We start from the raw sequence: 24,917 nt of genomic DNA on the forward strand, positions 1-24,917 counted from the left end.
GCAGAGAAGGTTAGGCGCCGAGCGCGAGTTGGTTTTTGACGAGGTGCCAGTACTGCCCGCGCTGGGCAATGAGGCTGGCGTGCGTGCCGCTCTCGGTGAGCCGGCCTTTGTCGAGCACCACGAGTTGGTCGGCGTGGCTGACGGTGCTTAGGCGGTGGGCCACTACCACCACGGTGCGGCCGCGGAAAAACTCCTGCAGCCGCCCCCAGATAACGGCTTCGTTGTTGGCGTCCAGGGCGTTGGTGGCCTCGTCGAAGAACAGGTACTGCGGATTCTTGTATACGGCCCGCGCAATGAGGATGCGCTGGCGCTGCCCCTGGCTGATGCCGCTGCCGTCGGCCCCGATTTTGGTGTGCAGCCCCAGCGGCAGGGTGCCGATAAAATCCTCTAGGTTGGCTACGTGCACGGCGTGGGCCAGCTGCGCCGCGTCGATGCTTTCCACGCCCACGGCGATGTTGCGGGCAATGGTGTCGGAGAACAAAAAGCCATCCTGCATCACCACCCCGCACTGCTGCCGCCAGCCCGCGTGGCTTACGTTGCGCAGCGCCACGTTGCCCACCCGGATGTCGCCCTCGCTGGGCGCGTAAAACTTCAGCAGCAGCTTCAGCAGCGTGGTTTTGCCGCTGCCGCTCATGCCCACGATGGCCGTGGTACGCCCGGACGGAATCGAGAGGTTCACCCCGTCGAGCACCGTGACCTGGCCCGCGCCGGGGTAGGTAAAGGACACGTTGCGCAGGTGCAGGGCCTGCTGCTCGGTGGCCACGGAGCCGGCGGGTACGGGCGGCGCCAGGGCCAGGGTGCCCTCGGGCTCCTCGTCGGCCATCGTGTGAATCTCGTTGAGCCGCTCCACGCTGAGTTGCGCGTCCTGCAGGTTCTGCACGAAGCTCACCAGCTGCTCCACCGGGCCGTTGAGCTGGCCCACCATGTACTGCATGGCCAGCATAGCACCGAGGGTCAGCTGCCCATCGATGACGGCCTTGGCGGCCAGAAAGGTGATGAATACGTTTTTGCCCTCGTTCAGGGCAAAGGCCCCGGCTTGCTGATACTGCTGCAGACTCAGGGACTTCATTTGCAGCTTAAACAGCCGCGCCTGCAGCCGTTCCCACGCCCAGCGCATGGGCCGTTCGGCCCCCGCGAGCTTGATTTCCTGCATGCCCTGAATCAGCTGCACCAGCATGCTCTGGCTGCGGGCCGAGGCGGCAAAGCGCTTCTCGTCCAGCTTGCGCCGCTGCCGCAGAAACAGCCGTATCCAGCCCAAGTACAGCACGCTGCTACCGGCAAACACCAGAAAAATGGTCGTGTTGTACAGGGCCAGCACCACGCCGAATACCACCAGGTTCAGCAGGGAAAGCACGATGTTCAGCGCCTGCCCCGTCAGGAAGGATTCGATGCGGTGATGGTCGCTTATGCGCTGCATCAGGTCGCCGTAGTGCTTCGTGTCGAAGTAAGCTACCGGCAGCCGCATGAGTTTGATAAAGAAGTCGGAGAGAATGTTCAGGTTCAGCCGCGTGCTGATGTAGAGCAGTATCCAGCTGCGGACAAACTCCACCGCCAGACGCCCCAGTAGCAGCACCAGCTGTGCCCCCAGGATGAGGTACAGGAACGGCACGTTCTGGGTGTTCACGCCCACATCCACCACGGCCTGCGTGAGGAAGGGCAGCAGTAGCTGCAAGCCAGCCGCTACCACCAGACCCAGCAGCAGTTGCCCGATCAGCTGCTTGTGCTGCAGCACGTAGCCAAGCAGGCGCTCGAAGCCGTAGGATGGGGCCGGCGCCTCGTCTTCCTGTTCGTAAAAAGCCGGCGTGGTTTCGAGCAGCAAGGCAATGCCCGTGTGAGCACCCTGTTGCGCATCGGCGGCCCAGTGCTCCTGAAATTCTTCGGCCGAGTAAGTCAGCAGCCCGCGGCCGGGGTCGGCCACGTAGAAAGTTTCCTGGTGAGCCGACGTCTTTCTGGAACGCGTGCGCAGTTTGCCGCGCCAGCGCGCCCAGGAGGGTGGCTTTTTCACGTCGTGCACCACCACGTAGTGGTTCTGGTCCCAGAGCACGATGCAGGGCAGAGGCGCCTCCTCCACTAGGCTGCTCATCTCCATTTCCACGCCCATGGTGCGGAAGCCCACCGCTTCGGCTGCCTCGGCCAGGCCCAGTAAGGATGTGCCTTCACGCGCCAGCTGGCCTTTCTCGCGCAGCGTCTGCACCGGAATGGAGCGGCCGTAGTGCCGCGCTATCATGCGCAGGCAGGTAGGGCCACAGTCCATGATGTCGTGCTGCCGGTAATGGGGAAACTTCGCCACGGTATTCGCTATGCGTACACAGATAAGCTAAAGAAGCCGGTTCACAAGTGCGTAACCTGTGAACCGGTATTCAATAGAGGCTGGTTTACCCGCAGCTGATCTGACTTTCGTCGGGGCAGTAACAAATGCCACCGCCTGGGCCGTCGTTAGCTGGTAAAGCCATGGCTCCACCGCTGCAGGTGCAGCGGTAGCCACAGCCGTCCGGGTCGTCAACCGGCGGTCTGCCACCGGTGATGGATTTCATTTTGGCGCGGCTAAGCTGGCGCTGTTCCTGGAATTTGGTTATTGATTTCATTATGAATGCGTTAATTGTTTCGTTTCGCTTTGATGTGTCCACTTATAGGAGCAACTCAAGGCAAGCAATAAGGAATACCGAATGGCATCTTTTTCTGCTTGATGAAGGACTACTGGCCGCCCGTGCCAACGGAGCACGGCAGCGCATAGCCACTGTCGCAGACGCATGAGCCGTTGCTATAGTAGGAGGGCTCACCCCCGCTGCAGATGCACCCGTGTACCGGATCCGTGCAGTTCAACGCCTCAGGAGGGCGGCCACCCGTAACCGCTTTCATCTGCTCGCGGCTGAGCGCGCGCTGACCTTTGATACTTTCGAATTTTTTCATCGGTATTAATGGTAAATGGTTGGGAATGGAATACTTGTCGGTTTTATCACGTGATAGGGTACCGACACACGAACCCCTGTTCGGCCGAACATTGTTGTGAAAATCCTTGGTGATGACAGCGCCTCGGTTGAGCCAAGAGGGGCTCAAAAGACCGAAAGCAAGTAGTGCCGTCCGGCGACGACCCGGTTCAACTTCTTAATGCTTCCGCCTGTAGCCCCACCCAAGTTTGTCAGGAGCTGGGGTACGCGGCAACGCCAGCGCTGAAAAAGCGCTTTGCAAGCTGCGAATGACGCTTTTTATGCGGCTTAGAGTGATTACCGCTGTATGGTTAGGCAGAAAATATGAACTAGCTGGACGAGGTTCGGCACCGTAAAGCATGGCCGCCAAAACCAGCATGAAATCCTTCAGATAGGTACTTAATGGCGAAGCGACTAACCATGGTTTTTCCAAGGTTGAGCTTAGAAGAGTTTGTGACTGATAAGCGTAGTTGTTCATAAAATAACTTGTGGACTATTTTTATAGGTTCGGTGCACAGATTTATGTGCTATGCTTCCAGTAAATAGGCGCAATAATGCACTGTAGGTCCTATTGAGTCATAATATGACCCATTGATATAAAGTGCTTCTCATAAAAAATCCGATGGGTAAGGTCAAGGAGAATATTGATAAAACCAGATGATTGCCTTATCTGGTGCTGGTAAATATAGACAGATTATGGAAGGGAGTATACCCCAACAAAATTTTATTTTTTGCGTATCGGCCCCGTTCAGTGGCCTTTGCTAAACGAGCTCTTCGAATAGTTTAGTGTGGTAGCCCGGAAGTTCGAGCCGGCTCCTGCCATAACGTGAAACGGCGCTGTCAGCCAGCCTGTATAAAAAACACCCCCGTGCGGAACCAGGCAAAAGCTGGCGCCGCACGGGGGGCTAACGGTCAAACCTTTAGGACTGCTGGCCTTCCAGCTGCTTCAGTCGCTCATACGTCTTTTGCGACTGGGCATACTGGCGGTGCACCTCCCGGCGCAGGTAGGGTGGCAAGGCGCCGTCGCTCAGGGCTTCTTCATATGCCTTCAGGGCCCACTCTTCCCCGTACACGTTCGAGCCGAGAATGGCTTTTTCGTCGCGGCCGGTGATGGCGGCTTTGGTGTCCATCCAGGCCCGGTAAAGCTTGCCTTTCAGCGTCGTGCCGTCTTCATGGCCGCCGTCCTGCTGGCGCAGGTGGTTGTTCAGCTGGGTGGCAAACTGCTGGCTTTGACTTACCAGCTGCTTGTAATAGCCGCGCAGCTCAGAGTCCTTGCTTTCCTCTACGGCTCGCTGATAGCCCTCAATACGGTCATTGACGAAGAGCAGCAGCTCGCGCAGCGTGTCAGCCTGCGCCCCGGAAGATTTAGCGGCAGTACGCTTGTTCTGCTTTTTCGGGGCCGACTGCCCTGAGCGGCTCAGCAGGTACCAGCCGCCGGCAGCTACCAGGGCTCCGCCCACTACTTTCTGGGTGGTGGAGAGCTGACGCCAGCGGCCGGCCGTTTGGCCCGCGAGGCGTTTTACAGGTTCGGGAACCTGGGTAAGGGCGGTGGGCAAATTGTTGCCTTGCAGCCACTGTTGGGCCTGAGCCAGCAGGCCGGTTGCGGCGGCCGGTTCGGCCGGGGCATCGGTGGCAGTGGCGCGGTCGGGGTGCAGCTTGGCGTCGGCGGCGTCGGACAGGGCCTGGGCGGCCGGCGAGTTGGGGCTAACGCGGGGCGAATGTGGATGGCTCATGGGAGTGAATAGCAAATGGATGAGTACTAGGCCGGTAAGGCCAACGTGCCATTCATTCGCGGGAAAGGAGCCGAAGGTTACATGCCAGCAGTTAAAAGATAGGGCAGCCGCAGGCCGTTGGTTGTGTAGCCGTTGAGCTATGAACACAGGTCGGCCGGACCCATTTACTGCTCGGGCAATGAAAATAGGTCACCGGAGAATACACGCCTTACTACCGGCCCAGTTCGGCCAGAATAGCCACGGCGGCGTCCAGCTCCTCGTGCGTATTGAAGTAGTGCGGCGAGAACCGAATGGCCCACTCCACGCCCTTCGCCTCGAAATCCAGCAGGGCAAAGCTGCGCAGGCTCACGGTATGCACCACGCCGCGCGCTGTGAGCAGCTGCGTTACCTCTTCCAGCGAGTGGCCGGGGGTATCGAAGGTGACGAGGCTGCACTGCACCGAGCCGAGGTCGAGCAGGCGCAGGTGGCCGAGCGTGCTTAAGCGCTGACGCAGGTAGCCGGTTAGCTCCGCGTCGCGGGCGGCAATGGATTCGATGCCAACGCCGTTGGCGTAGCGCACGGCCTCGGCTAGCCCCAGTGCCGATACGCCGAATTCCTGTTGCTCGAAGCGGCGCGCGTCGGGGTGGGGGTGGTAGGCGTCGGGGCTGCTCCAGTCGGCCCCTCGGCGGTCGATAAACAGGGGCTCCAGGCCGGCCGCGAGGGCGCGGTCGGAGATGTAGAGGAAGCCCGTGCCGCGCGGGCCACGCAGAAACTTGCGGCCCGGCGCGTTCAGGAAGTCGCAGCCGATGCGCTGCACATCCACCACGAGCTGTCCGGCCGACTGGCTGGCATCGACCAGGTACCACGTCTCGTGCTGCCGGCAGAGTTGGCCGATGGTTTCCACCGGCTGCACCAGGCCGGAGTTGGTGGGCACGTGCGTCACGGCCACCAGCACCGGGCGGTGCTGCTTCAGCTGCTGCTCAAAGTCGTCGAGGTCCACGTCGCCGCCTGGCAGGTTGCGGCTGCGCACCACTTCCACGCCAAAGCGCTTCTGCAGCGAGAAGAAGGCAATGTGATTGGAAATGTAGTCGTCGGCGGTGGTCAGGATGACGTCGCCACTGCGGAAGGGAATGGCTGACAGCGCCCGGCTGTAGGCATCGGTGGCGTTCCAGGCGAAGGCGAAGTTGTGCGGCGCGGCATTGAATAGACGGGCTAGTTCGGCGTACAGGAGCTGGTAGTCGTCGGCGTGCTGCCGCTCCACTTCGTAGCCGCCCAGCTGCTCTTCCTGTTGTAGGTAGTCCAACATGGCCTGCATCACCGGGCGCGGGGTGAGCGAGGCGCCGGCACTGTTCAGAAAGAGGCGGTCGGCGCAGCCAGGCGTGTCGCGGCGAAGCAGGTCGAGGTTCATGGCAGTAGGAGGTGGGCGCAACGTAAGAGGGAAGGCCGGAGTTGGCGGGCAAAAATGCGAATTGTGGCGCTACGGCCTCTTAAGCAGCAGCTGAAAACACAGGCTGCCCTAGGCTAATAATACGTTTCGGCTTAATCCTCGCCCGCGCATCAGGCGCCCAGCCTAGCCTTGCGCCGTGTAGTAGCCGTAAGCAGTAGCGTACTTCGTTGCAGCCATTGCCTGATGTTCTCTTCTGTCTTCACCGCCTCCTTGCTGCGCCGCTTCGACCGGTGGGCCACACCGGCGCTGGCGGCCGTAGCGGTGGGTTTGCTCATTCTCGAGACCGTGCGGCCGCTGCGGCGGCGTACCCGTCCGCGGGTCGAGCGTTGGGCGCGCAACGTCGGGTTGGCCTTGCCTTCATTTGGTAGCCATGCGCCTCACCCTGCTGCCGGCAATGGTGGACCTGAGCAAGCCAGAGCAGCGTCGGGGCCTGGCCCGCCTGCCGGAGCCGTGGCGGCTTGTGCTGGAGCTGCTGGTGCTCGATTACGTGGCCTACACCTAGCACCGCCTGCTGCACGCGCCCGTGCTTTGGCGCTTCCACCGCGTGCACCACATCGACCTCGACATGGACCTGACCACGGCGTGGCGTTTTCATTTCGGCGAGATGTTGGCCAGCATTCCGTACCGGGGTGGCCTGCTGGCCTTAGCAGGCGTACGGCCGACCACGGTGTTGGCTTACGAAGCCGTATTCGAAGCCTGTACGGCCTTTCATCACAGCAATGCCCGTCTGCCGTTCAGCCTCGAACGGGCGCTGGCCCGGCTGCTGGTGAATGCCGCGTGCACACGGCAGTCACCACTCGGTGGTGCAGCGCGAAACGCAGAGCAACTTCGGAGTGGTGCTCACCCTGTGGGACCAGCTGCACCGCACGCCGCGGCTGAACGTACCACAGGCGCAGATTACCATTGGCGTGCCGGCTTACTCCGAGGCCGATGAGCAGACCGTGGCCGAGTTGCTGGCCCTACCGGCGGCACCGCACCGCGGCTGGGCCCGCCCCGATGGCTTGGTGCCGGAGCGTGCGTAGCCACCAAGCCCGCGGACGGAGCTAGCGGAGTAGCCGTAAGGCCTAGCCTAAAAAGCGTTCGGCCAGCCACATCAGCACCAGAGCGGCCACTACAATGATGATAACGTATTTGGTGTTGGCCGGCGGGATAAGGCGGGGCGGGCGTTGGGGAGGGCGCATACAAGTGGGCAGGTAAAGTACTGGCTATATACGCGGGAAAAGTACCCGGAGTGTATAAGGCGCCAACAAAACCTGCGGCTGGGCGTGGCCAACCCCGACGCGACAGGTATCCTCAAAACTACCTAGCGGGCAAAGCCGCGCCAGTTTCCGTAATTTTCGCCCCGTATGCAGGCAAATGCCCTTTCCCTAAGAACCGTCGACGTGACGCGCTACGTGGTGCCATTGCGCGAAGGCGGTTCGCTGCCGGCCTTGGTGGAGGCCGACGATAACTTCATGTACGTGGTGAAATTCCGCGGCGCCGGCCAGGGCCCGAAGGCTCTCATTGCCGAGCTGATCGTGGGCGAGCTGGCGCGGGTGCTCGGCCTGCGCGTGCCCGAGCTGGTCTTTGCCTGCCTCGACGAAGCCTTCGGCCGCTCCGAGCCCGACGAGGAAATCCAGGACCTGCTGCGCGCCAGCACCGGTCTGAACCTGGCCCTGCACTACCTCGCCGGCGCCATTACCTTCGATGCCTTGGTCACCGCCGTGGATGCGCGCCTGGCCTCGCAGGTGGTGTGGCTGGACATGCTCACGCTGAATGTGGACCGCACCGTGCGCAACACCAATATGCTTATGTGGCACAAGGAACTGTGGCTGATTGACCACGGCGCCGCGCTCTACGTGCACCACGCCGGACCGGGCTGGGCCGAGCCGCGGCCGCGCACGTTCCCGCAGATCAAAGACCACGTGCTGCTGCCCCGCGCCACCGAGCTGGCCGCCGTCGATGCCGAATGCCGCGCCCGACTCACGCCCGACATCATCCGCCGCATCGTGGCCCTGGTGCCCGACGAGTGGCTGCTGGAGCCCGACCTATCTGCCGACGAGCAGCGCCAGAATTACGTGCGGTTCCTGGAGTACCGCCTGGCCGCATCCGAAACCTTTGTACAGGAAGCCGAAAATGCCCGACAAGCACTTGTTTGAGTACGCCGTGCTGCGCGTGGTACCGCGCGTGGAGCGGGAGGAGTTCCTCAACGTCGGCGTCATCCTGTACTGCCGTGGGCTGGGCTTTTTGCAAGTGCGCAGCCACCTGCCCGAGGCCCGGCTGCGCGCCTTCACCGGCGAAGAACTCGATATGGACGACCTGCGGCAGCGCCTGCTGTCCTTTGAAAAGATTTGCAATGGCCGCGCCGAAGGCGGGCCCATCGGCCGCCTGGGCGTGGCCGAGCGGTTTCGCTGGCTCACGGCCACGCGCAGCACCATCGTGCAGTGCTCCTCGGTGCACCCGGGCCTGTGCGAGGACGCCGCCGCCATGCTGGATAGACTGTACGCGCAGCTCGTGGCACCGCCAGTAGCAGCGCCAACGGAGTAAAGCGCGTTGAAGAAGTGGAATTGACAAGCCTTCTAGCGTCTGTCATCCTGAGCAACGCGAAGGACCTTACCACTGCAGAACGACAACCGTGGTAACGACTTGTTCAAGTGTGCTCAGGTTCTATCCTTCGTCAGGATAACAGATAAGCCTAAAGCCATGCCTAAAACCAAAAAACCGCTACGCAGCCCTGCGTAGCGGTTTTTTGGTTTTATACTAGACAATACTAACGGCCCTTAAACTTCTCGATGGCCTGCCGGGTGAAGTCCGACAGCACCAAGCGCCCGCTGATGCCGGCGCGCTCCACGAGTAGCTTATCCCAGTGGTCGGTGCCTTGCCAGAGCACTTTTTTCAGCTCGGCCAAAGCCTCGGGGTTGTAGGCGGCGAGCTTGGTGGCGAAGGCCGCCACGGCAGTGTCCATGTGTGGGGTGGTATCGAACACATCAGCGTAGAGGCCATGCTCACGGGCCCAGGCAGCGGAGCGGAATTCGCCCGCGTCCAGTGCCAACTGACCGAAGGCGGCGTTGCCGATTTTGCGCTCCACGGCCGGCCCGACTACGAACGGACCGATGCCCACCACCAGCTCGCTCAGCCGAACGGAGGCCTGCGTGGTAGCAAAGCAGTAGTCGGTAGCCGCAGCTACGCCTACGCCGCCGCCGATGGCCTTGCCCTGCACCCGGCCGATGATGATGCGCGGGCAGGTACGGCAGGCGTTAATCACCTTAGCGAAGCCCGAGAAAAAGGACTGTCCCTGGGCTTCGTTATCGATGGCTATCAGCTCGTCGAACGACGCGCCCGCGCAGAAGGTCTTGTCGCCTTCGCTGCGCAGGATAATGACTTTGGTCTGCGCATCCTGGCCGACGCGGGTAATGGTTTCGGCCAGCTCCGTGAGCAGGGCGCCCGGCAGGGAGTTGTGCGAAGGGTGGGAAAAGCAGATGGTAGCAACGCCCTGCTCGTCGGTGGTTACATCGACTCTGCCGGCGGCTAAAGTTTCGGTGGTGCTCATGGGAATGCGGTTGAGGCAAATGGGAATCGGCTGTCAAACTTTGTTTGTCATCCTGAGGCGCAGCCGAAGAACCTTGCCACGTCCGATAGCAATTACCGATGCAGGTCGTTCATGCGTGGCAAGGTTCTTCGGCTGCGCCTCAAGATGACAGACGAGGTTGGCTGACAGAAGGTAGGATTACTCCTGGTTTTTCTTCTTGACCATGGTCAAAATCGTCGCCACGGCTACGGTTTCGCCGATTTCGTCGGTTACCTGCACCAGCCAGCGCACGATGCCCTTGGCCACGTCGTTTTCGTCGCGCTTTTCCTGGCTGATTTTCTCCTTCACCGTCAGCTGCACGCCAATGGTCATGCCCGGGTACACGGGCTTGGTGAAGCGGCACTCGTCGAGGCCGTAGTTCAGCAGCACCGGTCCTTTGCGCGGGTCCACGAACATGCCGGCGGCCTTGCTCAGGATGTAGTAACCGTGGGCTACGCGGCCGGTGAACAGCGTACCTTCCAGCGAGGTAGCGTCCACGTGGGCATAGAAATTGTCGCCCGACACCTGCGCGAAATTGGTGATGTCAGCCTCCGTCACGGTGTGGCGGTGCGTGGTGTAAGTCTGCCCGATGGTCAGCTCCTCGAAGTAGTGCTGGAAGGGGTGCTTGTCGCGCTCCGTTTGCTTGGCACCGGCTTGGTACACGTCGGTAATGGCCGTAATCATCGTGGGTGAGCCTTGGATGGCCACGCGCTGCATAAAGTGCTCCACGCCGCGCATGCCGCCCATTTCCTGCCCGCCGCCCGCGCGGCCGGGGCCGCCGTGAATCAGCAGGGGCATGGGGGAGCCGTGGCCGGTGCTTTCCTTGGCTACTTCTTGGTTCAGCACCAGAATGCGGCCGTGGTGGGTAGCCGCGCCGAGGGCAAACTCCGTGGCGACCATTGGGTCATCCGTAGCCACCGAGCACACCAGGGAGCCTTTGCCCATATTGGCCAGCTTCACGGCGTCATCTACCGTCTTGTAGGGCATGATGGTCGTGACGGGGCCGAAGGCTTCCACCTCGTGCGAATCGGTGAAGCGGAACGGATCGGGGTTCAGCAGCACGATGGGGGAGATGAACGCGCCCACTTTGCAGTCCCCGCCGATAACCTGCACGTTGTCTAGGTCGCCGTACACGATGGGCGTGTTCTTGGCCAGCTGCTGCACCTTCTCGCGCAGGCGTTTGACCTGCTCCATGCCAGCCAGCGCGCCCATGCGCACGCCTTCGGCCAGCGGGTGGCCGATGGTGGTTTGGGCCAGGGCTTTGCCGAGGGCAATCTGCACGTCTTCCACCAAGTGCTCGGGCACGATGGCGCGGCGGATGGCGGTGCATTTCTGGCCCGCTTTGGCCGTCATTTCCTTGCGCACCTCCTTGATGAAGAGGTCAAACTCGGCGGTGCCGGGCGCGGCGTCAGGGCCGAGCACGGCGGCGTTGAGCGAGTCGGCTTCCAGGTTGAAGGGCACGGCTTCCTCGATGATGCGCGGGTGCGCCTTCAGCTTGCGGCCGGTTTCAGCCGAGCCGGTGAAGGTCACCACGTCCTGGTAGTTGACGTGGTCGAGGATGCCGATGCCGGAGCCCACCACCAGCTGCAGCGCGCCCTCGGGCAGGATACCGGAGTTGATGATTTCGCGCACCACCGCTTCGGTGAGGTAGGCCGTGGGCACGGCCGGCTTCACGATGGCCGGCATGCCCGCCAGCAGGTTCACGGCAATCTTCTCCAGCATGCCCCAGATGGGGAAGTTGTAGGCGTTGATGTGCACGGCCACGCCTTCCTTGGGTACCATCAGGTGTTGGGCCATGAAGGTGCCGCCCTTCGACAGCCCAATCGGCTCCCCGTCGACGTAGAACGGTTTGTCGGGGAATTTGCGGCGTAGCGAGGCGTTGGCAAACAGGTTGCCAATGCCGCCCTCGATGTCAATCCACGAGTCGGCGCGGGTGGCACCCGAGCGGTAGCTCAGGGTGTAGAACTGCTCCTTGCGCTCGGTCAGGTAAAAGGCCAGGGCCTTGATCATGCGGCCGCGCTCGTGGAAGGTCATCTTACGCAGGGCCGGATTGCCCACGCGGCGGCCGTAATCGAGCATGGCGGCGAAGTCCAGGCCTTCGCCGTCGGCCAGGGCAATGACTTCGCCGGTGGAGGCGTCGTAGAGCTCTTGCTTCTGGCCCGAGCCGGGCATCCAGCGGCCTAGGGCGTAGTTTTCGAGGGTGGGAGTCATATGGTTGAGAGGGGAATGAGTAGTGGGAAGGGGCTTTGTTTAGGCCGTCGTGCTGAGCTTGGCGAAGCATCTCTACCGCTTCGTTGGAGCTACAGAATTAATTAATAGTCGTCTTCGTCGTCTGCTAACCACTCCAACTCGTCGGACACAGGCCGGGGCAATCTGCCTTCGAGCCATGTTTTAAGGTCGTCAGGCTTGAAGTCTTTGTGCTTGTTTTCAATTACCCAGGAGAGAAATTCTTGTGGCCCGCCATTCATATAGGGCGGCGGTGAAACCGGATAGAAAACGGTTGGCAACCTATCATTTATAGACAGATGGTTGACAACATGTCCTAACTCCTGCACCACTTGCCACGCCAGCGGATGCCGGATGTCAATTTTGAACTTCAGCCACCATAATCCTGCTTCATCGATTCCCGTTCCAGCTATGTTTTCAATAGCTGGTATTTGGGCTATGAAGCTATGGAGCGCCTCAAATGGGTTGTCGTTCATGTCGGATTGATGTTCTGCCGAAGCGGTAGAGATGCTTCGGCAAGCTCAGCATGACGTTCTTGTTTGATCGTTCAACGAAGCACGCGAGATTCCTCGACTTCGCTCGGAATGACGTTCCTCATCAGGCGCCGCTTTTCCGTTCGGCCCAGGTTTGGTAGCTGCCTTGCTGCACCGCGCGGTCGGTGGGGACTTCGCGTAGCGGCTCGCAGGGCTGCAGGGTGGCGTGCAGGTCGGCAGGGAGCTGCATGTAGATGTGCGTGCCTTCCGTCTTCCAGGCCAGCATGTCGTCGCTGACTTGCCGGATGATTTTGTGCGGATTGCCGACCACCAGGCTGCGCGGCGGAATCACCTCGTCGGCTTTGATGAAGCTCAGCGCGCCGATGATGCACTCGTCGCCGATTTCGACGCGGTCCATGAGGACGGCGTTCATGCCCACCAGCACGTTGCGGCCCACGGTGGCGCCGTGAATGATAGCGCCGTGGCCGATGTGGGCCATTTCCTTGAGCCGTGTGGTGGTGCCGGGAAACATGTGCACGGTGCAGTTTTCCTGCACGTTGCAGTTGTCCTCGATGATGATCTGGCCCCAGTCGCCGCGGATGGCCGCGCCGGGCCCCACGTACACGTTGCGGCCGATGATGACGTTGCCGGTCACCGCGGCCTGCGGGTGCACAAAGGCCGATTCGTGCACCACGGGCACGATGCCGTTGAACGAGTAAATCATACCTTTTCGATGATGGCGGCGTAGCCCTGGCCCACGCCGATGCACATGGTCACGAGGGCGTAGCGCTTGTTTTGCTGGTGCAGCTCCAGGGCGGCCGTGCTGAGGATGCGCGCCCCGCTCATGCCCAGCGGGTGGCCCAGCGAAATGGCCCCGCCGTTGGGGTTCACGCGCTCGTCGCCCTGCTCGATGCCGAGGCCGCGCATGCAGGCCAGCACCTGGGCGGCAAAGGCCTCGTTGAACTCGATCAGGTCGATCTGGTCCAGCGTCAGGCCGGCTTTCTTCAGCGCCTGCTGCGAGGCCGGCACCGGCCCGATGCCCATATAGCGCGGCTCCACGCCCGCCACGCCCATGGACACGATGCGGGCCCGGGGCGTGAGGTTGTGCTGCTTGATGCCTTCTTCCGACGCCAGCAGCAAAGCGGCTGCGCCGTCGTTCAGGCCCGAAGAATTGCCGGCCGTCACGGTGCCGCCCTGCCGGAACGCCGGGCGCAGCTTGGACAGGCCTTCCAGCGAGGTGTTCGACTTGATAAACTCGTCCTTCTCGAACAGCACCGGCTCGCCCTTGCGCTGCGGAATCGGCACGGGCACGATTTCCTCGGCGAAGCGGCCGTTGTCGCGGGCGCGGGTGGCTTTCTGGTGCGAGGCGTAGGCAAACTGGTCCTGGTCTTCGCGGCTGATCTGGTCGCGCTCGGCTAGGTTCTCGGCCGTTTCGCCCATGGCGTCGATGCCGTACTGCAGCTTCATGCGCGGATTCACGAAGCGCCAGCCGAAGCTGGAATCCACCATTTCGGAGTCGCGGCCGAAGGCGGTGCTGGCCTTGCTGATGACCAGCGGGCCGCGCGTCATGTTTTCCACGCCGCCAGCCACGAACAAGTCGCCGTCGCCCGCCTGAATGCCGCGCGCCGCCCCGATAGCCGCCGACAAGCCCGAGGCGCAGAGACGGTTTACCGTTTCGCCGGGCACCGTCACGGGCAGGCCGGCCAGCAGCGCGGCCATGCGGGCCACGTTGCGGTTGTCTTCGCCGGCTTGGTTGGCGCAGCCCAGAATGACGTCGGCAATTCCGGCCGGGTCCACCGAGGCGTTGCGGCGCAGCAGCTCCTCGATGACGAGGGCCGCCAGGTCGTCGGGACGCACGGGAGCCAGGGAGCCGCCGAAGTTGCCGATGGGCGTGCGGATGCCGTCGATGATATAGGCTTGGTTCATGTCAGAAGGGAAATCAAACTAGGTCGTGCTGACGTGGGGCCTCACCCCCTGGTCCCCTCTCCGAAAAGGAGAGGGAGAGCGGCTTTGGCATGCTTAGCACGACGTTCGGTTTGGTAGTACTAGGGAATTTCGTTGCTGGTGCGGTAGGAAGTGCCCTTGAATAAGGCAATCAGCTTCCCGTCTTGGTTGGTGAGGCGAATCTGGTAGACGCCGACTTTGTGCTTGAGGCTTTCCTCGCGGGATTCCACGGTAATCACGTCGCCGAGCTTGCCGGCTTCGAGGTAGTCGATGGTGACCGAGAGGCCCACGCTCTGGCGGCCGTGGCTGTTGCAAGCGAAGGCAAAAGCCGAATCGGCGGCCGAAAACGTGACGCCGCCGTGCAGGGCCTGAAAGCCGTTGAGCATGTCGGGGCGCACGGTGAAGTGCAGGCGGCAGTAACCCGGGCCGACTTCGTCGATCTGCAGGCCGAGCCAGTGGCTGAACGCGTCGTGGCGTAGCATCAGCTCCTGCACGGCCGCGGCCCGCTGCTGCTCGGGGCTAGTGGCTGCCAACTGACTCACGCTGAAAAAACGTTTGTTCGGCCTTTACCAGGCGGCGCAGCAGGGGGCTGGCGCGGTAGCGGTCCTCGTGGTATTCCTCGTACAGCGCGTCCAGCGTTTGCAGCACGGCGGGCAGGCCCAGCTCGTCGGCCCAGCGCAGCAGGCCTTTGGGGTAGTTCACGCCCTTGGTCATGGCCAGCTCCAGGTCTTCCTTCGAGGCCACGTGCAGGTGCAGCGCGTCCACGGCTTCGTTGATGAGCATGGCCAGGATGCGGTTGAGCACCTGGTGGCCCAAAGCTGGGTCGCGGGTGGGCTCGGGCGGCACGGCGCCTTCGCGGTAGTCGTAGAAGCCGCGGCCCGATTTGCGGCCGTAGTAGCCGGCTTCGAACAAGCGCTTCTGGGTGAAGCTCGGCTTGAAGCGCGGGTCGAAGAAGAAGGCCGTGAACACCGATTCGGTGACGCGGTAGTTCACGTCGTGGCCAATAAAGTCCATCAGCGCAAACGGGCCCATGCGGAAGCCGCCCAGCTCGGTCATGGCCCAGTCGATGGTAGCCGCATCGGCTACGCCTTCCTCCAGCAGGCGGATGGCCTCGCCGTAGTAGGGCCGCGCAATGCGGTTTACGATAAAGCCCGGCGTGTCCTGGCAGAGCACCGGCAGCTTGCCCCAACTCTGCACCAACGCACGGACCTCCTCGGCCAGCCCGGCGCGCGTCTGCACCGCCGGAATGACTTCCACCAGCTGCATCAGCGGGGCGGGATTGAAGAAGTGAATGCCGATGAAGCGCTCCGGCCGCTGGCAGGCAGCGGCAATGGAAGCAATGGACAGCGACGAGGTGTTGGAGGCCAGCACGCAGTCGGCCGACACCATGGCTTCCACGTCGCGGAACACGGACTGCTTCACGGCCAGGTCTTCCACAATGGCTTCGATGACCAGCCCGCAGTCGGCAAACGACTGCATGTCGTTGCAGGTCTTGACGCGGGCAATGGCGGCTTCGGCTTCCTCGGCGGTGAGCTTGCCTTTTTCGGCCAGCTTGCGCAGGTTATTGCTGATGCCGGTACTGGCGCGTTGCAGGGCGGCGTGGTTCTGGTCGAGCAGGCACACGGGGTGCCCGGCCTGGGCTACCACTTGCGCAATGCCCGCGCCCATGGCGCCGCTGCCGATGATGCCGACTTTGATGAGCGTACTCATTTATTGGCCGGTGAAGGTGGGTTGACGCTTTTCGAGGAAGGCCGCTACGCCTTCTTTGTAGTCGATGGTGGCGCCGGCGCGCAACTGGTAGTCGCCCTCGTAACGCAGCTGTTGGGCTAGGTCGTTGCCGAAGGTTACGTTGAGCAGCTGCTTGGTGTAGGCCAGGCCTTTGGTGGGCATGTTGGCCAGCTTGCGCACCAGCGCGTCGGCTTCCTGCTCGAAGGTCTCGTCGGAGAAGGTCTTGTAGATCATGCCCATCTGCACGGCTTCGGCGGCCGATACTTTGTCGCCGGTGAGCATGAGGGCCGAGGCGCGCTGCATGCCCACGAGGCGAGGCAGAAAGAAGGTGCCGCCGCTGTCGGGAATCAGCCCGATTTTGCTGAAGGCCTGAATAAACGAGGCCGACTCTTTGGCTACTACCACGTCGCAGGCCAGGGCCAGGTTGGCACCGGCGCCGGCGGCTACGCCGTTCACGGCGGCCACTACGGGCTTGTTCAGCTCGCGGATCAGCAGCACGATGGGGTTGTAGTGCTTCGCCACGATGTCGGCCACCTCGGGCGCATCCGGCCCGGTGATTTCCGCCAGGTCCTGGCCGGCGCAGAAGGCCTTGCCGGTGCCGGTAAGCAGCACGGCGCGCACTTCGGCGTTTTGCTGGCACTCACGCAGGCGCTCCTGCAGGGCCAGCGCCACTTCTTTGTTGACGCTATTGAAAACCTGGGGCCGGTTGAAGCGGATGGTCGCTACGCCGCCGTCGATGGAGAAGAGCAGGGGAGAATCGGGCATGTTTGGAGGGAGTGGGAAGTAGCAGGGAGAAGCTAGGGCTAGTTCTCCTCCTCAGCTGAGGAAGGGGCTAGGGGTGGTTGAAAGACTAGAATTAAAAAGCTAATACTAGATGACGTCTCAAACGTTAAGGTCAACCACCCCTAACCCCTCCTTAGCTGAAGAGGGGAACTAGCTCTAGCTTTAGTGGCACTTGAAATAGTCGAAGGGCTCTAGGCAGTCCAGGCACTGGTGGTGGGCCTTGCAGGCGGTGGAGCCGAACTGGCTGATCAGCTTGGTGTGGTTGGACCCGCAGTGCGGGCACTTGATGGCTTCTTCCTGACCGAAGAGGTTCAGGACGTGGCCGGTGGCGTCTTTGGGCGGGGCAATGCCGTAGGCTTCCAGCTTCTGCTTGCCGGCTTCTGACATCCACGCCGTGGTCCACGCCGGGCTGAGCTGGTTGTGAATCTGCAGCTTGGTGTGACCTTCGGCCAGCAGGCGCAGCCGGATTTCGGTGGCAATGGTGTTCATGGCCGGGCAGCCGGAGTACGTGGGCGTGATGGTGACGTGCACCTGCCCGTCGGCTTCCACCCGCACTGCGCGCACGATGCCCAGGTCCAGGATGCTGAGCACCGGCACCTCGGGGTCGGAAACCTCCTCCAGCAACTGCCAGATGCGCTCCTCAGTCGGTGCCGTTGCTTGCTCTACCATTTCATGCCGGGGTAAGCGCGTTGCATGTATTGCAGTTCGGCCAGCAGGTAGCCCAGGTGCTCGGAGTGGCGGCCGTCCTTGCCGCCCTTTTGCATGAACACGCCTTGGGGAACCGGCAGTGTGGCTTCCTCAAACACGCGGGCTACGTGCGCGTCGATCTGCTGCTGAATAGCAGCGTAATCGGGCACGAAACCGGCGGCTTGCAGGGTCTGCTCGGTGGTAGTGGGCGTCGTCAGCTCGCCGCGGTAGCGCCACAGGCTGCCGATGGCTTTTTCGAGGCGGCGGCGGCTTTCGTCGGTACCGTCGCCGAGGCGAATCACCCATTCCGAGCTCCACTTGATGTGGTAGGCGGCTTCCTTCACGGATTTCTCGGCAATGGCGGCCAGGTGCCGGTCGGGACCGGCCTGCAGCTGCACCAGCAGGTGGTAGTGGAAGCAGTCGTAGAGGAACTGCCGCAGGATGGTGTGGGCAAAGTCGCCGTTGGGCTGTTCCACCAGCAGCGGGTTGCGGTACTCTACGGCCGGGCGCAGGTAGGCCAGGTCATCTTCGGTGCGGCCCTGGCCTTCTAGCTCGGCGGCGTACTGGTAATAGCTTCGAGCCTCGCCCAGCAAATCCAGCGAGATGTTGGCCATGGCCAGGTCCTGCTCCAGGACGGGGCCATGCCCGCACCACTCGGAAATGCGGTGAGCCAGGATGAGGCTGGTATCGGCCAGCTGCAGCACGTAGCTGAACAGCTGCTGGCGCAGCTCCGGCGTTACGTCGGGCAGGCTGATGCTATCGGTGGATGCGTACATACGGCCCGCAGTTACATGTGCTTGATGGAATCCGGCACCGTGTAGAACGTGGGGTGGCGGTAGATTTTGTCGTTGGCCGGCTCGTAGAAGGCCGCCGCATCGTCGGGGTTGGAGGCGTGCACATGCTTGGACTCCACCACCCAGATGCTCACGCCTTCGAGGCGGCGCGTGTACACGTCGCGGGCGTTCTGGATGGCCATTTCGGCGTCGGCGGCGTGCAAGGAGCCTACGTGCTTATGGTCGAGGCCCTGCTTGCTGCGGATGAATACTTCCCACAGCGGCCATTCTTTTTGAGTCATGTTGAAATGCGTCTCACCCCCTGGCCCCCTCTCCGGTGGGGAGGGGGACTAGCTCTAGCTTTTGACTTCTAGAAACTGTCCGGGCCAGCAGGAAGAGGTATAAAGAGTTTGGGAGAGGAGGTTAAAACTAGAATCTAGTCCCCTCTCCTTTTTCGGAGAGGGGGCCAGGGGGGGAGACGACTACGCAGCTGCCGTTCCGGCGCGCTGCTTGCGCTTTTCGGCGTGGGCCAGGGCCGCTTCGCGCACCCAGGCGCCGTCTTCCCAGGCGTCCACGCGGGCCTGCAGCCGCTCGTGGTTGCAGGGGCCGTTGCCTTTTACCACGTCCCAGAACTCCTGCCAGTTCACGTCGCCGAAGTCGTAGCCCTGCTTGGCTTCGTTCCACTTCAGCTCGGGGTCGGGCACCGTCAGGCCCAGAAACTCGGCCTGCGGGACCATCATGTCCACGAATTTCTGGCGCAGCTCGTCGTTGGTGAAGCGCTTGATGCGCCACTTCATCGACTGCTCGGTGTTGGGCGAGTCGGCGTCCTTGGGGCCGAACATCATCAGCGTAGGCCACCACCAGCGGTTTAAGGCGTCCTGGGCCATCTGCTTCTGCTCGGGCGCGCCTTCGCAGAGGGTTTGCATGATTTCGAAGCCTTGGCGCTGGTGGAAGCTTTCTTCCTTGCACACGCGCACCATGGCGCGGGCGTAGGGGCCGTAGGAAGTGCGGCACAGCGGCACCTGGTTCAGGATGGCGGCGCCATCGACCAGCCAGCCGATGGTGCCCATGTCGGCCCAGCTCAGCGTGGGGTAGTTGAAGATGCTCGAATACTTGGCTTTGCCCGAGTGCAGGTCGGCCAGCATCTGGTCGCGGGTGGCGCCCAGCGTTTCGGCAGCGGAGTACAGGTAGAGGCCGTGGCCGGCTTCGTCCTGCACCTTGGCCAGCAAGATGGCCTTGCGCTTGAGCGAAGGAGCCCGCGTAATCCAGTTGCCCTCCGGCAGCATGCCCACCAGCTCGGAGTGCGCGTGCTGGGAAATCTGGCGGATCAGCGTCTTGCGGTAGGCATCGGGCATCCAGTCCTTGGGCTCGATGCGCACGTCGGCGTCGATGCGGGTCTGAAACTGTTCTTCGAGGTTGACTTCCAGGGTTTCCATGCCTCCTTAACAAAGATTAACTAACAGGCGTTAGTTAAAAGTAGAAAAAATTTTCACGCCAGGACTAAACGTCAAGCTATCAGTACTGATACAGGGGCTTACTGGTCAAAATCCACAACCACCTTCTCCGATGTCGGGCGGGCCTGGCAGGAGAGGACGTAGCCTTTGGCCACTTCGGTATCGGAGAGGGAGTAGTTTACGTCCATTTCCACCGTGCCTTCGGTTACGCGGCAGCGGCAGGTGCTGCACATGCCGTTTTTGCAGGAGTAAGGCGCATCGATACCGATTTCCAGCAGCGCGTCGAGGATGGTGTCGCCGTAGTACGACATTTCCAGTACCTGCTTCATGCCCTCCAGCTGCACCGTCACCTGGCTGTGCTTGTCGTCCTCGCCGATGGGGCGTTGGGCTTGCCGCTCAGCCGAGCGCTTACCGCCCTCGCCCGAGGTAAACATTTCGAAGTGCACCTTCTCGGGCGCCACGCCCGCTTCCGTCAGGGCTTCCTTCACGCCCAGAATCATTTCTTCCGGCCCGCAGATGAAGGCCTCGTCGATGTCCTGCGGCGGGATGATCTTGGAGAGGAACTGCTCCGTTTTCAGCTTATCGATGCGGCCGAAAAACAGGTCGGCGTCGCCGTGCTCCCGGCTGAGGATGTGGTACACGCTCAAGCGGTTGACAAACTTGTTCTTGAGCGCCTCAATCTGCTCCTTAAAGATTATGGAGTTGCGTCCGCGGTTGCCGTAAATCAGGTACACCTGGCTGTTGGGCTCCGTGAGCAGCACCGTCTTCACGATGGACATGACCGGCGTGATGCCCGAACCGGCAGCAAAGGCCACGTACAGCTTCTGGTTTTCGGGGTGTAGTTCGGTGTAGAAGCGGCCCATGGGCGGCATCACCTCCAGCTCTTCGCCCACGCGCAGCTGCTGCACGGCATGCGAGGAAAAGCGTCCCTCGGGCACCTGCTTGATGGCCACGCGCCACTCGTTATCGAGCGGGGAGGAGCAGATGGAGTAAGAGCGGCGCACTTCCTCGCCGTTCAGCTCGCGGCGGAAGGTGAGGTACTGGCCCTGGGTGAAGCGAAACGTGTCCTGCAGCTCGGCGGGCACGTCGAGGGCCACCGACACGCAGTCCGGCGTCTCGCGGACGATGCTCTTGACTTTGACTTTATGAAAACGGCTCATGTGATTCTAGTTGTCGGTTGTCCGGTGGGAGTTGTCAGGGTAGTGCCAGCGCGAACTGACAACCCGCAGCGGCCAACTTATTTGGCCAGGCCGGTGAGCAGCATGGTGATGATATGGTCTTCTAGTTCTTCGGCCGACAGCTCACGGCCGGGGCGGTACCAGAGCTCCACCCAGCGCACGGCCGAGAGGATGGTGAACAAGGCCACCGACACGTTGATGGGCTGAAATTCGCCGGCGGCAATGCCCTGCTCAATCAGCCGCGCAAAGCCCTTCTCGTAGTTTTTGCGGGCTTCCTTGAACTGCGTCAGCTGCGGCTCGGGCAGGTACTTCCAGTCGTGGTTGGCCACCGATACGGCCGGCCCGTCCTCAATCATCAGCCGGATGTGCAGCCGGATCAGCGCCTTCACCTTGTCGGCGTAGGAGGCCTCGGTCTGCTCGATGTCGGCCAGCTGGGAGATGTACGTGTGGGCGATGCGCGTGCAGATCAAGTCCAGGATTTCGTCCTTGGACTTGATATGGTTGTACATGCTGGCCGCTTCCATGCCCACTTCCCGCGCCAAATCACGCATGGAAGTACCGCCGAAGCCCTTCTGCTTGAAGAGTTTGGCGGCTTCGTCGAGGATGAGCTGGCGGCGGTTGGGCCTGCGCGACGATGGCTCCGGGTGTTTCTCCGGGGTAGCGCCTTCGGTAGCGGGGGCACCGGCAATGGGTTTCGGGGTCATAGCAGTTTTGGCGGCTTACAGGTGGCGCAGGTCTTTCACGCGGTTGAGCTTGCCGCCCTCGCTGCGCGGCAGCTGCCCGCTACCCAGCAAGGTGACCTTCATGCTTAGCCCGATGTTGTCCTTAATCTTCTTGGTAAACTGGCCCTGCAGCTGCCGCAGCGCGTCGTGCTGCTCGATAACGTCAGCCGTGAGCGTAGTCAGGCCCAAGGCGCGCAGCAGGGCTTCGGCCACTTCCACGCTTACTTCCACTTCGTCCAGGCTGCCGCGGCGGGTGGCCACCACCTGGTAGTTGGGCGAGGCGTGCTCCAGCGCGGCAATGATGTCTTCCACCTGGGTAGGAAAGAAATTGACGCCGCGGATGATGAGCATGTCATCGGCGCGGCCGCGGATGGGACCCATTTTGACGTGGGTACGCTTTTCGGAGTGCGCGTAGTAAATGTTGGTGATGTCGCCGGTCCAGTAGCGGAGCACGGGCATGGCCTTTTTGGTGAGCGTGGTAAAGACCAGCACGCCCAACTCGCCCTCGGCCACTGGCTCGCCCGTGTCTTTGTCCACCACTTCGGGCAGGAAGTGGTCTTCCCAGATGTAGCTGCCTGTGCCGCGCTCGTCCACGTCCTCCTGCGACACGCCCGGGCCCATGATTTCGCTCAGCCCGTAAATATTGGTGGCCGCTACCTGCAGGCCCTGTTGCACCTGCGTGCGGATGGCCTCGTTCCAGGGCTCGGCCCCGAGCACGGCGTAGCGCAGGTTGATGTCGTCGAAGCCGATGCCGCGCTTGACCAGCTCCTCGGCCAGCACCTGGGCGTAGGAGGGCGTGGCGCAGATGATTTCGGGCCGGAAGTCGCGCAGCAGGGTCAGCTGCCGGTCGGTGCTGCCGCCCGAAACGGGAATGACGGTGAGGCCTAGCTTTTCGGCGCCGTAGTGCAGGCCCAGGCCGCCCGTAAACAGGCCGTAGCCGTAGGCGTTCTGCACCTTCATGCCCGGCCGGCAACCCGCAGCGGCCAGCGAGCGGGCCACCAGTTCGCTGAAAGTATCTAAGTCGGCGGCGGTATAGCCCACCACGGTGGGCTTGCCGGTAGTGCCGCTGGAGCAGTGCAGCCGCGCTACCTCCGTCTCGGGCACCGCGAAAAGGCCGAAGGGGTAGTTGTCGCGAAAGTCGGTCTTCTTGGTGAAGCCCAGTTTGGGCAGATCATCCAGGCCCCGGAACGTGGTGGGGTTGATGCCCAGGGCATCGAGCTTCTGCCGGTAAAACGGTACGCGGGCGTGCACGTAGGCCACCTGCTCCTTCAGGCGCGCGTTCTGCAAAGCGCGCAGCTGCGGCAACGGCAGGCGTTCAACGTCGGGATTGAACAGCATGGGCGGGAGTGGGAAAGCGGTGGCGGAGCGGTGCTACCAAGGTAATGACTTTTTACTTCAAACGAATGTTTGTTAGTATTTGGTTTAAGTCCTTAGCCAATTGTTATCGATTCGGTGCCTAAGAAAGGCCCTGGATAGATAAAGCCAGCGGCCAAGCCGGCAATACCGCCGAGCTTGATCTACGAAAAGCGCAGCTAACGCGAAATTTTTCAATTGTTTTTTAAAGGGCCGTCGGCGCACTGCTAGGAGCACGCTGCTTCGAACAACTTCGGAAATCGGCTTAGCTGGCGTGTGCGCTAAGAGTACAAGCCACTGACTATACTTCCTGAAAACGTCCGCTGCACGCTCGCGCGGGCATTCTATAGGCTTGTTTTTCTGCAAGCAAGGAGAAATATTTGAGTACATCGGAGTCCCAACTGTTGCCCTTTGGCGCCTCGCTCCGATGCCGACGCGGCGCTGTCCGCCCGCGGGCTGAAGCCCGCCATCCTACGCGCACCGACCTACCATTCCCAACCCAAACACCATGAAAAAACTGTTTACCACGCTTTTTAGCGCGGCGGCTACGGCTTTGTGCCTGGCCAACGCCGCGCAGGCCCAAAGCTACCAGCAGGTATGGGCCGACGAGTTCAATGGCAGCATCAGCTCCAGCTGGGTTTTTGAAACCGGCGGAGGCGGCTGGGGCAACAACGAAAAGCAGTACTACCAGCGGGCCAACGCCACCGTCAGCGCTACCGACCTCATTATCACGGCGCGCCGGGAAAACGTGGGCGGTATGCCGTACACCTCGGCGCGCATGAAAACGCAGGGAGTAAAGCAGTTTCAGTTCGGTAAAATCGAGGCGCGCATGAAGCTGCCGCAGGGGCAGGGGCTGTGGCCGGCGTTCTGGATGCTTGGGGCCAACATCGGGCAGGTGGGCTGGCCGGCCTGCGGCGAAATCGACGTGATGGAGCACATTAATGCCGAAAACAAGGTGTACGGCACCGTGCACTGGGACAGCAACGGCCACGCCGAATACGGCGGCAACATCGTGACCTCACCCGACGCCTACCACGTGTACACGGTGGAGTGGGAGCCCACGTACATCCGCTGGTTTGTGGACGGGGTGAAGTACCACGAAATCAACATCACCAACGGCACGGGCAGCACCGAGGAGTTTCAGCGGCCCTTCTTCCTGCTGCTGAACCTGGCCGTGGCCGGCAACTGGCCCGGGCAGACGGTGGATGAGAGCCGACTGCCGGCCTCGATGTACGTCGACTACGTGCGGGTATACCAGAAAACCACTGCGCCTACGCCCAGCTCGCTCACCATTCAGGCCGAGAGTTATTCATCAATGAATGGGGTGCAGCTGGAAGGCTGCTCCGATACGGGCGGCGGGCAGGACGTGGGCTGGATTGACACCGGCGACTGGATGGCTTACAGCTCCATCAACTTCCCCACTTCGGGCACTTACACCATCGAGTACCGCGTGGCCAGCCCGAGCGGTGGGCGCGTGTCGAGCGACCTGAACGCGGGCGCGACGCAGCTCGGCGCCATTAACGTGCCGGCGACGGGCGGCTGGCAGAACTGGACCACCGTGGCGCAGACGGTGAACGTGAATGCGGGCACCTACAACTTCGGTGTCTTCGCGCAAACTGGCGGCTGGAACCTGAACTGGATCCGCATCACCAAAGCTGGTGCCGCCCGCGCCGCCAGCGTCACGACCAGCACGACGCGCCTCGATGACCGCGCAGGTACGCTGGAACTGTACCCCAACCCGCAGAGTGCTGGCCAGTCCGTGACGCTGCAGCTCGGCGGGGCCTTCGCCGGGCAGCCGACCGAAGTGCGCATCACCAGCCTCGACGGCAAGCAGCTGTGGCAGCAGACGGCCACCAGCAGCACCCTGGAGCTGAACCGCGACGCGCGCCTGGCCGCCGGCGTGTACTTGGTGCGCGTGAGCAACGGCAAGACCAGCGCCGTGCAGAAGCTGGTGATTCACTAG

Annotated in this window: 24 protein-coding genes and 1 pseudogene; 6 read left to right on the plus strand and 19 right to left on the minus strand. The window is 62.1% G+C overall.

What is annotated here, in order from left to right; translation table 11 throughout:
- Positions 1-10: 10 nt before the first annotated feature.
- The 4 genes from B0919_RS22440 to B0919_RS22450 form a co-directional block, all read right to left on the minus strand.
- On the minus strand, positions 11-2,290 hold the full coding sequence (locus B0919_RS22440) for a peptidase domain-containing ABC transporter (RefSeq protein WP_078014548.1): 2,280 nt from the start codon (positions 2,288-2,290) through the stop codon (positions 11-13).
- Positions 2,291-3,105: 815 nt separating this feature from the next.
- Positions 3,106-3,405 (minus strand): hypothetical protein, encoded by a 300-nt coding sequence (locus tag B0919_RS24920; protein WP_139362330.1) that lies wholly within the window; start codon positions 3,403-3,405, stop codon positions 3,106-3,108.
- Positions 3,406-3,847: 442 nt separating this feature from the next.
- Positions 3,848-4,660: a ferritin-like domain-containing protein gene (locus B0919_RS22445; protein WP_078014549.1), complete on the minus strand. Its 813-nt coding sequence runs from the start codon at positions 4,658-4,660 to the stop codon at positions 3,848-3,850.
- Positions 4,661-4,871: 211 nt separating this feature from the next.
- A complete protein-coding gene (locus B0919_RS22450) occupies positions 4,872-6,047 on the minus strand; it encodes an aminotransferase class V-fold PLP-dependent enzyme (protein WP_078014550.1) in 1,176 nt (391 codons plus the stop codon).
- Between the two features lie 409 nt (positions 6,048-6,456).
- On the opposite strand from B0919_RS22450, the gene B0919_RS25895 reads away from it, so the two are divergent.
- From B0919_RS25895 to B0919_RS22465, 5 genes and pseudogenes are all read left to right on the plus strand, one after another.
- Complete coding sequence (locus B0919_RS25895) at positions 6,457-6,588, plus strand: hypothetical protein (RefSeq protein WP_262490560.1); 132 nt, start codon at positions 6,457-6,459, stop codon at positions 6,586-6,588.
- A gap of 9 nt (positions 6,589-6,597) precedes the next feature.
- A pseudogene (locus B0919_RS26085) lies at positions 6,598-6,822 on the plus strand (sterol desaturase family protein); the annotation flags it as partial.
- Between the two features lie 34 nt (positions 6,823-6,856).
- Entirely contained in the window at positions 6,857-7,108 is a 252-nt protein-coding gene (locus B0919_RS25785; protein ID WP_254846647.1) for a sterol desaturase family protein, read from the plus strand.
- A gap of 324 nt (positions 7,109-7,432) precedes the next feature.
- Positions 7,433-8,224, plus strand: coding sequence for a HipA family kinase (locus tag B0919_RS22460; protein WP_078014552.1), 792 nt, complete (start codon positions 7,433-7,435; stop codon positions 8,222-8,224).
- Positions 8,202-8,612, plus strand: a complete 411-nt coding sequence (locus B0919_RS22465) for a DUF3037 domain-containing protein (protein WP_078014553.1) — start codon at positions 8,202-8,204, stop codon at positions 8,610-8,612. The genes B0919_RS22460 and B0919_RS22465 overlap by 23 nt, the downstream gene beginning before the upstream one ends.
- A gap of 223 nt (positions 8,613-8,835) precedes the next feature.
- Here the strand turns inward: B0919_RS22465 and B0919_RS22470 are convergent, their stop codons facing one another.
- From B0919_RS22470 to B0919_RS22540, 15 genes are all read right to left on the minus strand, one after another.
- Entirely contained in the window at positions 8,836-9,615 is a 780-nt protein-coding gene (locus B0919_RS22470) for an enoyl-CoA hydratase/isomerase family protein (RefSeq protein ID WP_078014554.1), read from the minus strand.
- A 177-nt stretch (positions 9,616-9,792) separates the two neighbouring features.
- Positions 9,793-11,844, minus strand: coding sequence for a phenylacetic acid degradation bifunctional protein PaaZ (paaZ, locus tag B0919_RS22475; RefSeq protein WP_078014555.1), 2,052 nt, complete (start codon positions 11,842-11,844; stop codon positions 9,793-9,795).
- Positions 11,845-11,945: 101 nt separating this feature from the next.
- Positions 11,946-12,335 carry a hypothetical protein gene (locus B0919_RS22480; protein ID WP_078014556.1) on the minus strand — a complete coding sequence of 130 codons (390 nt, stop codon included), beginning with the start codon at positions 12,333-12,335 and terminating at the stop codon, positions 11,946-11,948.
- 121 nt (positions 12,336-12,456) lie between these two features.
- Positions 12,457-13,056, minus strand: a complete 600-nt coding sequence (locus tag B0919_RS22485; protein ID WP_078014557.1) for a transferase hexapeptide repeat family protein — start codon at positions 13,054-13,056, stop codon at positions 12,457-12,459.
- Positions 13,053-14,258, minus strand: coding sequence for a 3-oxoadipyl-CoA thiolase (gene pcaF, locus B0919_RS22490; RefSeq protein ID WP_078014558.1), 1,206 nt, complete (start codon positions 14,256-14,258; stop codon positions 13,053-13,055). Before pcaF ends, B0919_RS22485 begins: the two co-directional genes overlap by 4 nt.
- A 119-nt stretch (positions 14,259-14,377) precedes the next feature.
- Positions 14,378-14,818, minus strand: a complete 441-nt coding sequence (paaI, locus tag B0919_RS22495; RefSeq protein ID WP_254846648.1) for a hydroxyphenylacetyl-CoA thioesterase PaaI — start codon at positions 14,816-14,818, stop codon at positions 14,378-14,380.
- Entirely contained in the window at positions 14,796-15,986 is a 1,191-nt protein-coding gene (locus tag B0919_RS22500; RefSeq protein ID WP_217701064.1) for a 3-hydroxyacyl-CoA dehydrogenase NAD-binding domain-containing protein, read from the minus strand. Before B0919_RS22500 ends, paaI begins: the two co-directional genes overlap by 23 nt.
- Entirely contained in the window at positions 15,987-16,769 is a 783-nt protein-coding gene (locus B0919_RS22505; protein ID WP_078014559.1) for an enoyl-CoA hydratase-related protein, read from the minus strand.
- A gap of 180 nt (positions 16,770-16,949) precedes the next feature.
- The gene (paaD, locus tag B0919_RS22510; RefSeq protein WP_078014560.1) at positions 16,950-17,456 is read right to left on the minus strand and encodes a 1,2-phenylacetyl-CoA epoxidase subunit PaaD; all 507 of its coding nucleotides are present in this window, start codon (positions 17,454-17,456) and stop codon (positions 16,950-16,952) included.
- The gene (paaC, locus tag B0919_RS22515) at positions 17,450-18,250 is read right to left on the minus strand and encodes a 1,2-phenylacetyl-CoA epoxidase subunit PaaC (RefSeq protein WP_078014561.1); all 801 of its coding nucleotides are present in this window, start codon (positions 18,248-18,250) and stop codon (positions 17,450-17,452) included. The genes paaD and paaC overlap by 7 nt, the downstream gene beginning before the upstream one ends.
- Before the next feature lie 11 nt (positions 18,251-18,261).
- A complete protein-coding gene (gene paaB, locus B0919_RS22520) occupies positions 18,262-18,549 on the minus strand; it encodes a 1,2-phenylacetyl-CoA epoxidase subunit PaaB (RefSeq protein ID WP_078014562.1) in 288 nt (95 codons plus the stop codon).
- A 180-nt stretch (positions 18,550-18,729) separates the two neighbouring features.
- Positions 18,730-19,683: a 1,2-phenylacetyl-CoA epoxidase subunit PaaA gene (gene paaA, locus B0919_RS22525; RefSeq protein WP_078014563.1), complete on the minus strand. Its 954-nt coding sequence runs from the start codon at positions 19,681-19,683 to the stop codon at positions 18,730-18,732.
- A 98-nt stretch (positions 19,684-19,781) separates the two neighbouring features.
- Positions 19,782-20,861 (minus strand): 1,2-phenylacetyl-CoA epoxidase subunit PaaE, encoded by a 1,080-nt coding sequence (paaE, locus tag B0919_RS22530; protein ID WP_078014564.1) that lies wholly within the window; start codon positions 20,859-20,861, stop codon positions 19,782-19,784.
- 77 nt (positions 20,862-20,938) lie between these two features.
- Positions 20,939-21,583 carry a TetR/AcrR family transcriptional regulator gene (locus tag B0919_RS22535; RefSeq protein ID WP_078014565.1) on the minus strand — a complete coding sequence of 215 codons (645 nt, stop codon included), beginning with the start codon at positions 21,581-21,583 and terminating at the stop codon, positions 20,939-20,941.
- Positions 21,584-21,598: 15 nt separating this feature from the next.
- The gene (locus tag B0919_RS22540) at positions 21,599-22,939 is read right to left on the minus strand and encodes a phenylacetate--CoA ligase (RefSeq protein ID WP_139362331.1); all 1,341 of its coding nucleotides are present in this window, start codon (positions 22,937-22,939) and stop codon (positions 21,599-21,601) included.
- 523 nt (positions 22,940-23,462) lie between these two features.
- Between B0919_RS22540 and B0919_RS22545 the strand changes: the two genes are divergently transcribed.
- The gene (locus tag B0919_RS22545) at positions 23,463-24,917 is read left to right on the plus strand and encodes a carbohydrate-binding protein (RefSeq protein WP_078014566.1); all 1,455 of its coding nucleotides are present in this window, start codon (positions 23,463-23,465) and stop codon (positions 24,915-24,917) included.

Source organism: Hymenobacter sp. CRA2 (assembly GCF_002007105.1).
In the GTDB taxonomy this organism is placed as follows: domain Bacteria; phylum Bacteroidota; class Bacteroidia; order Cytophagales; family Hymenobacteraceae; genus Solirubrum.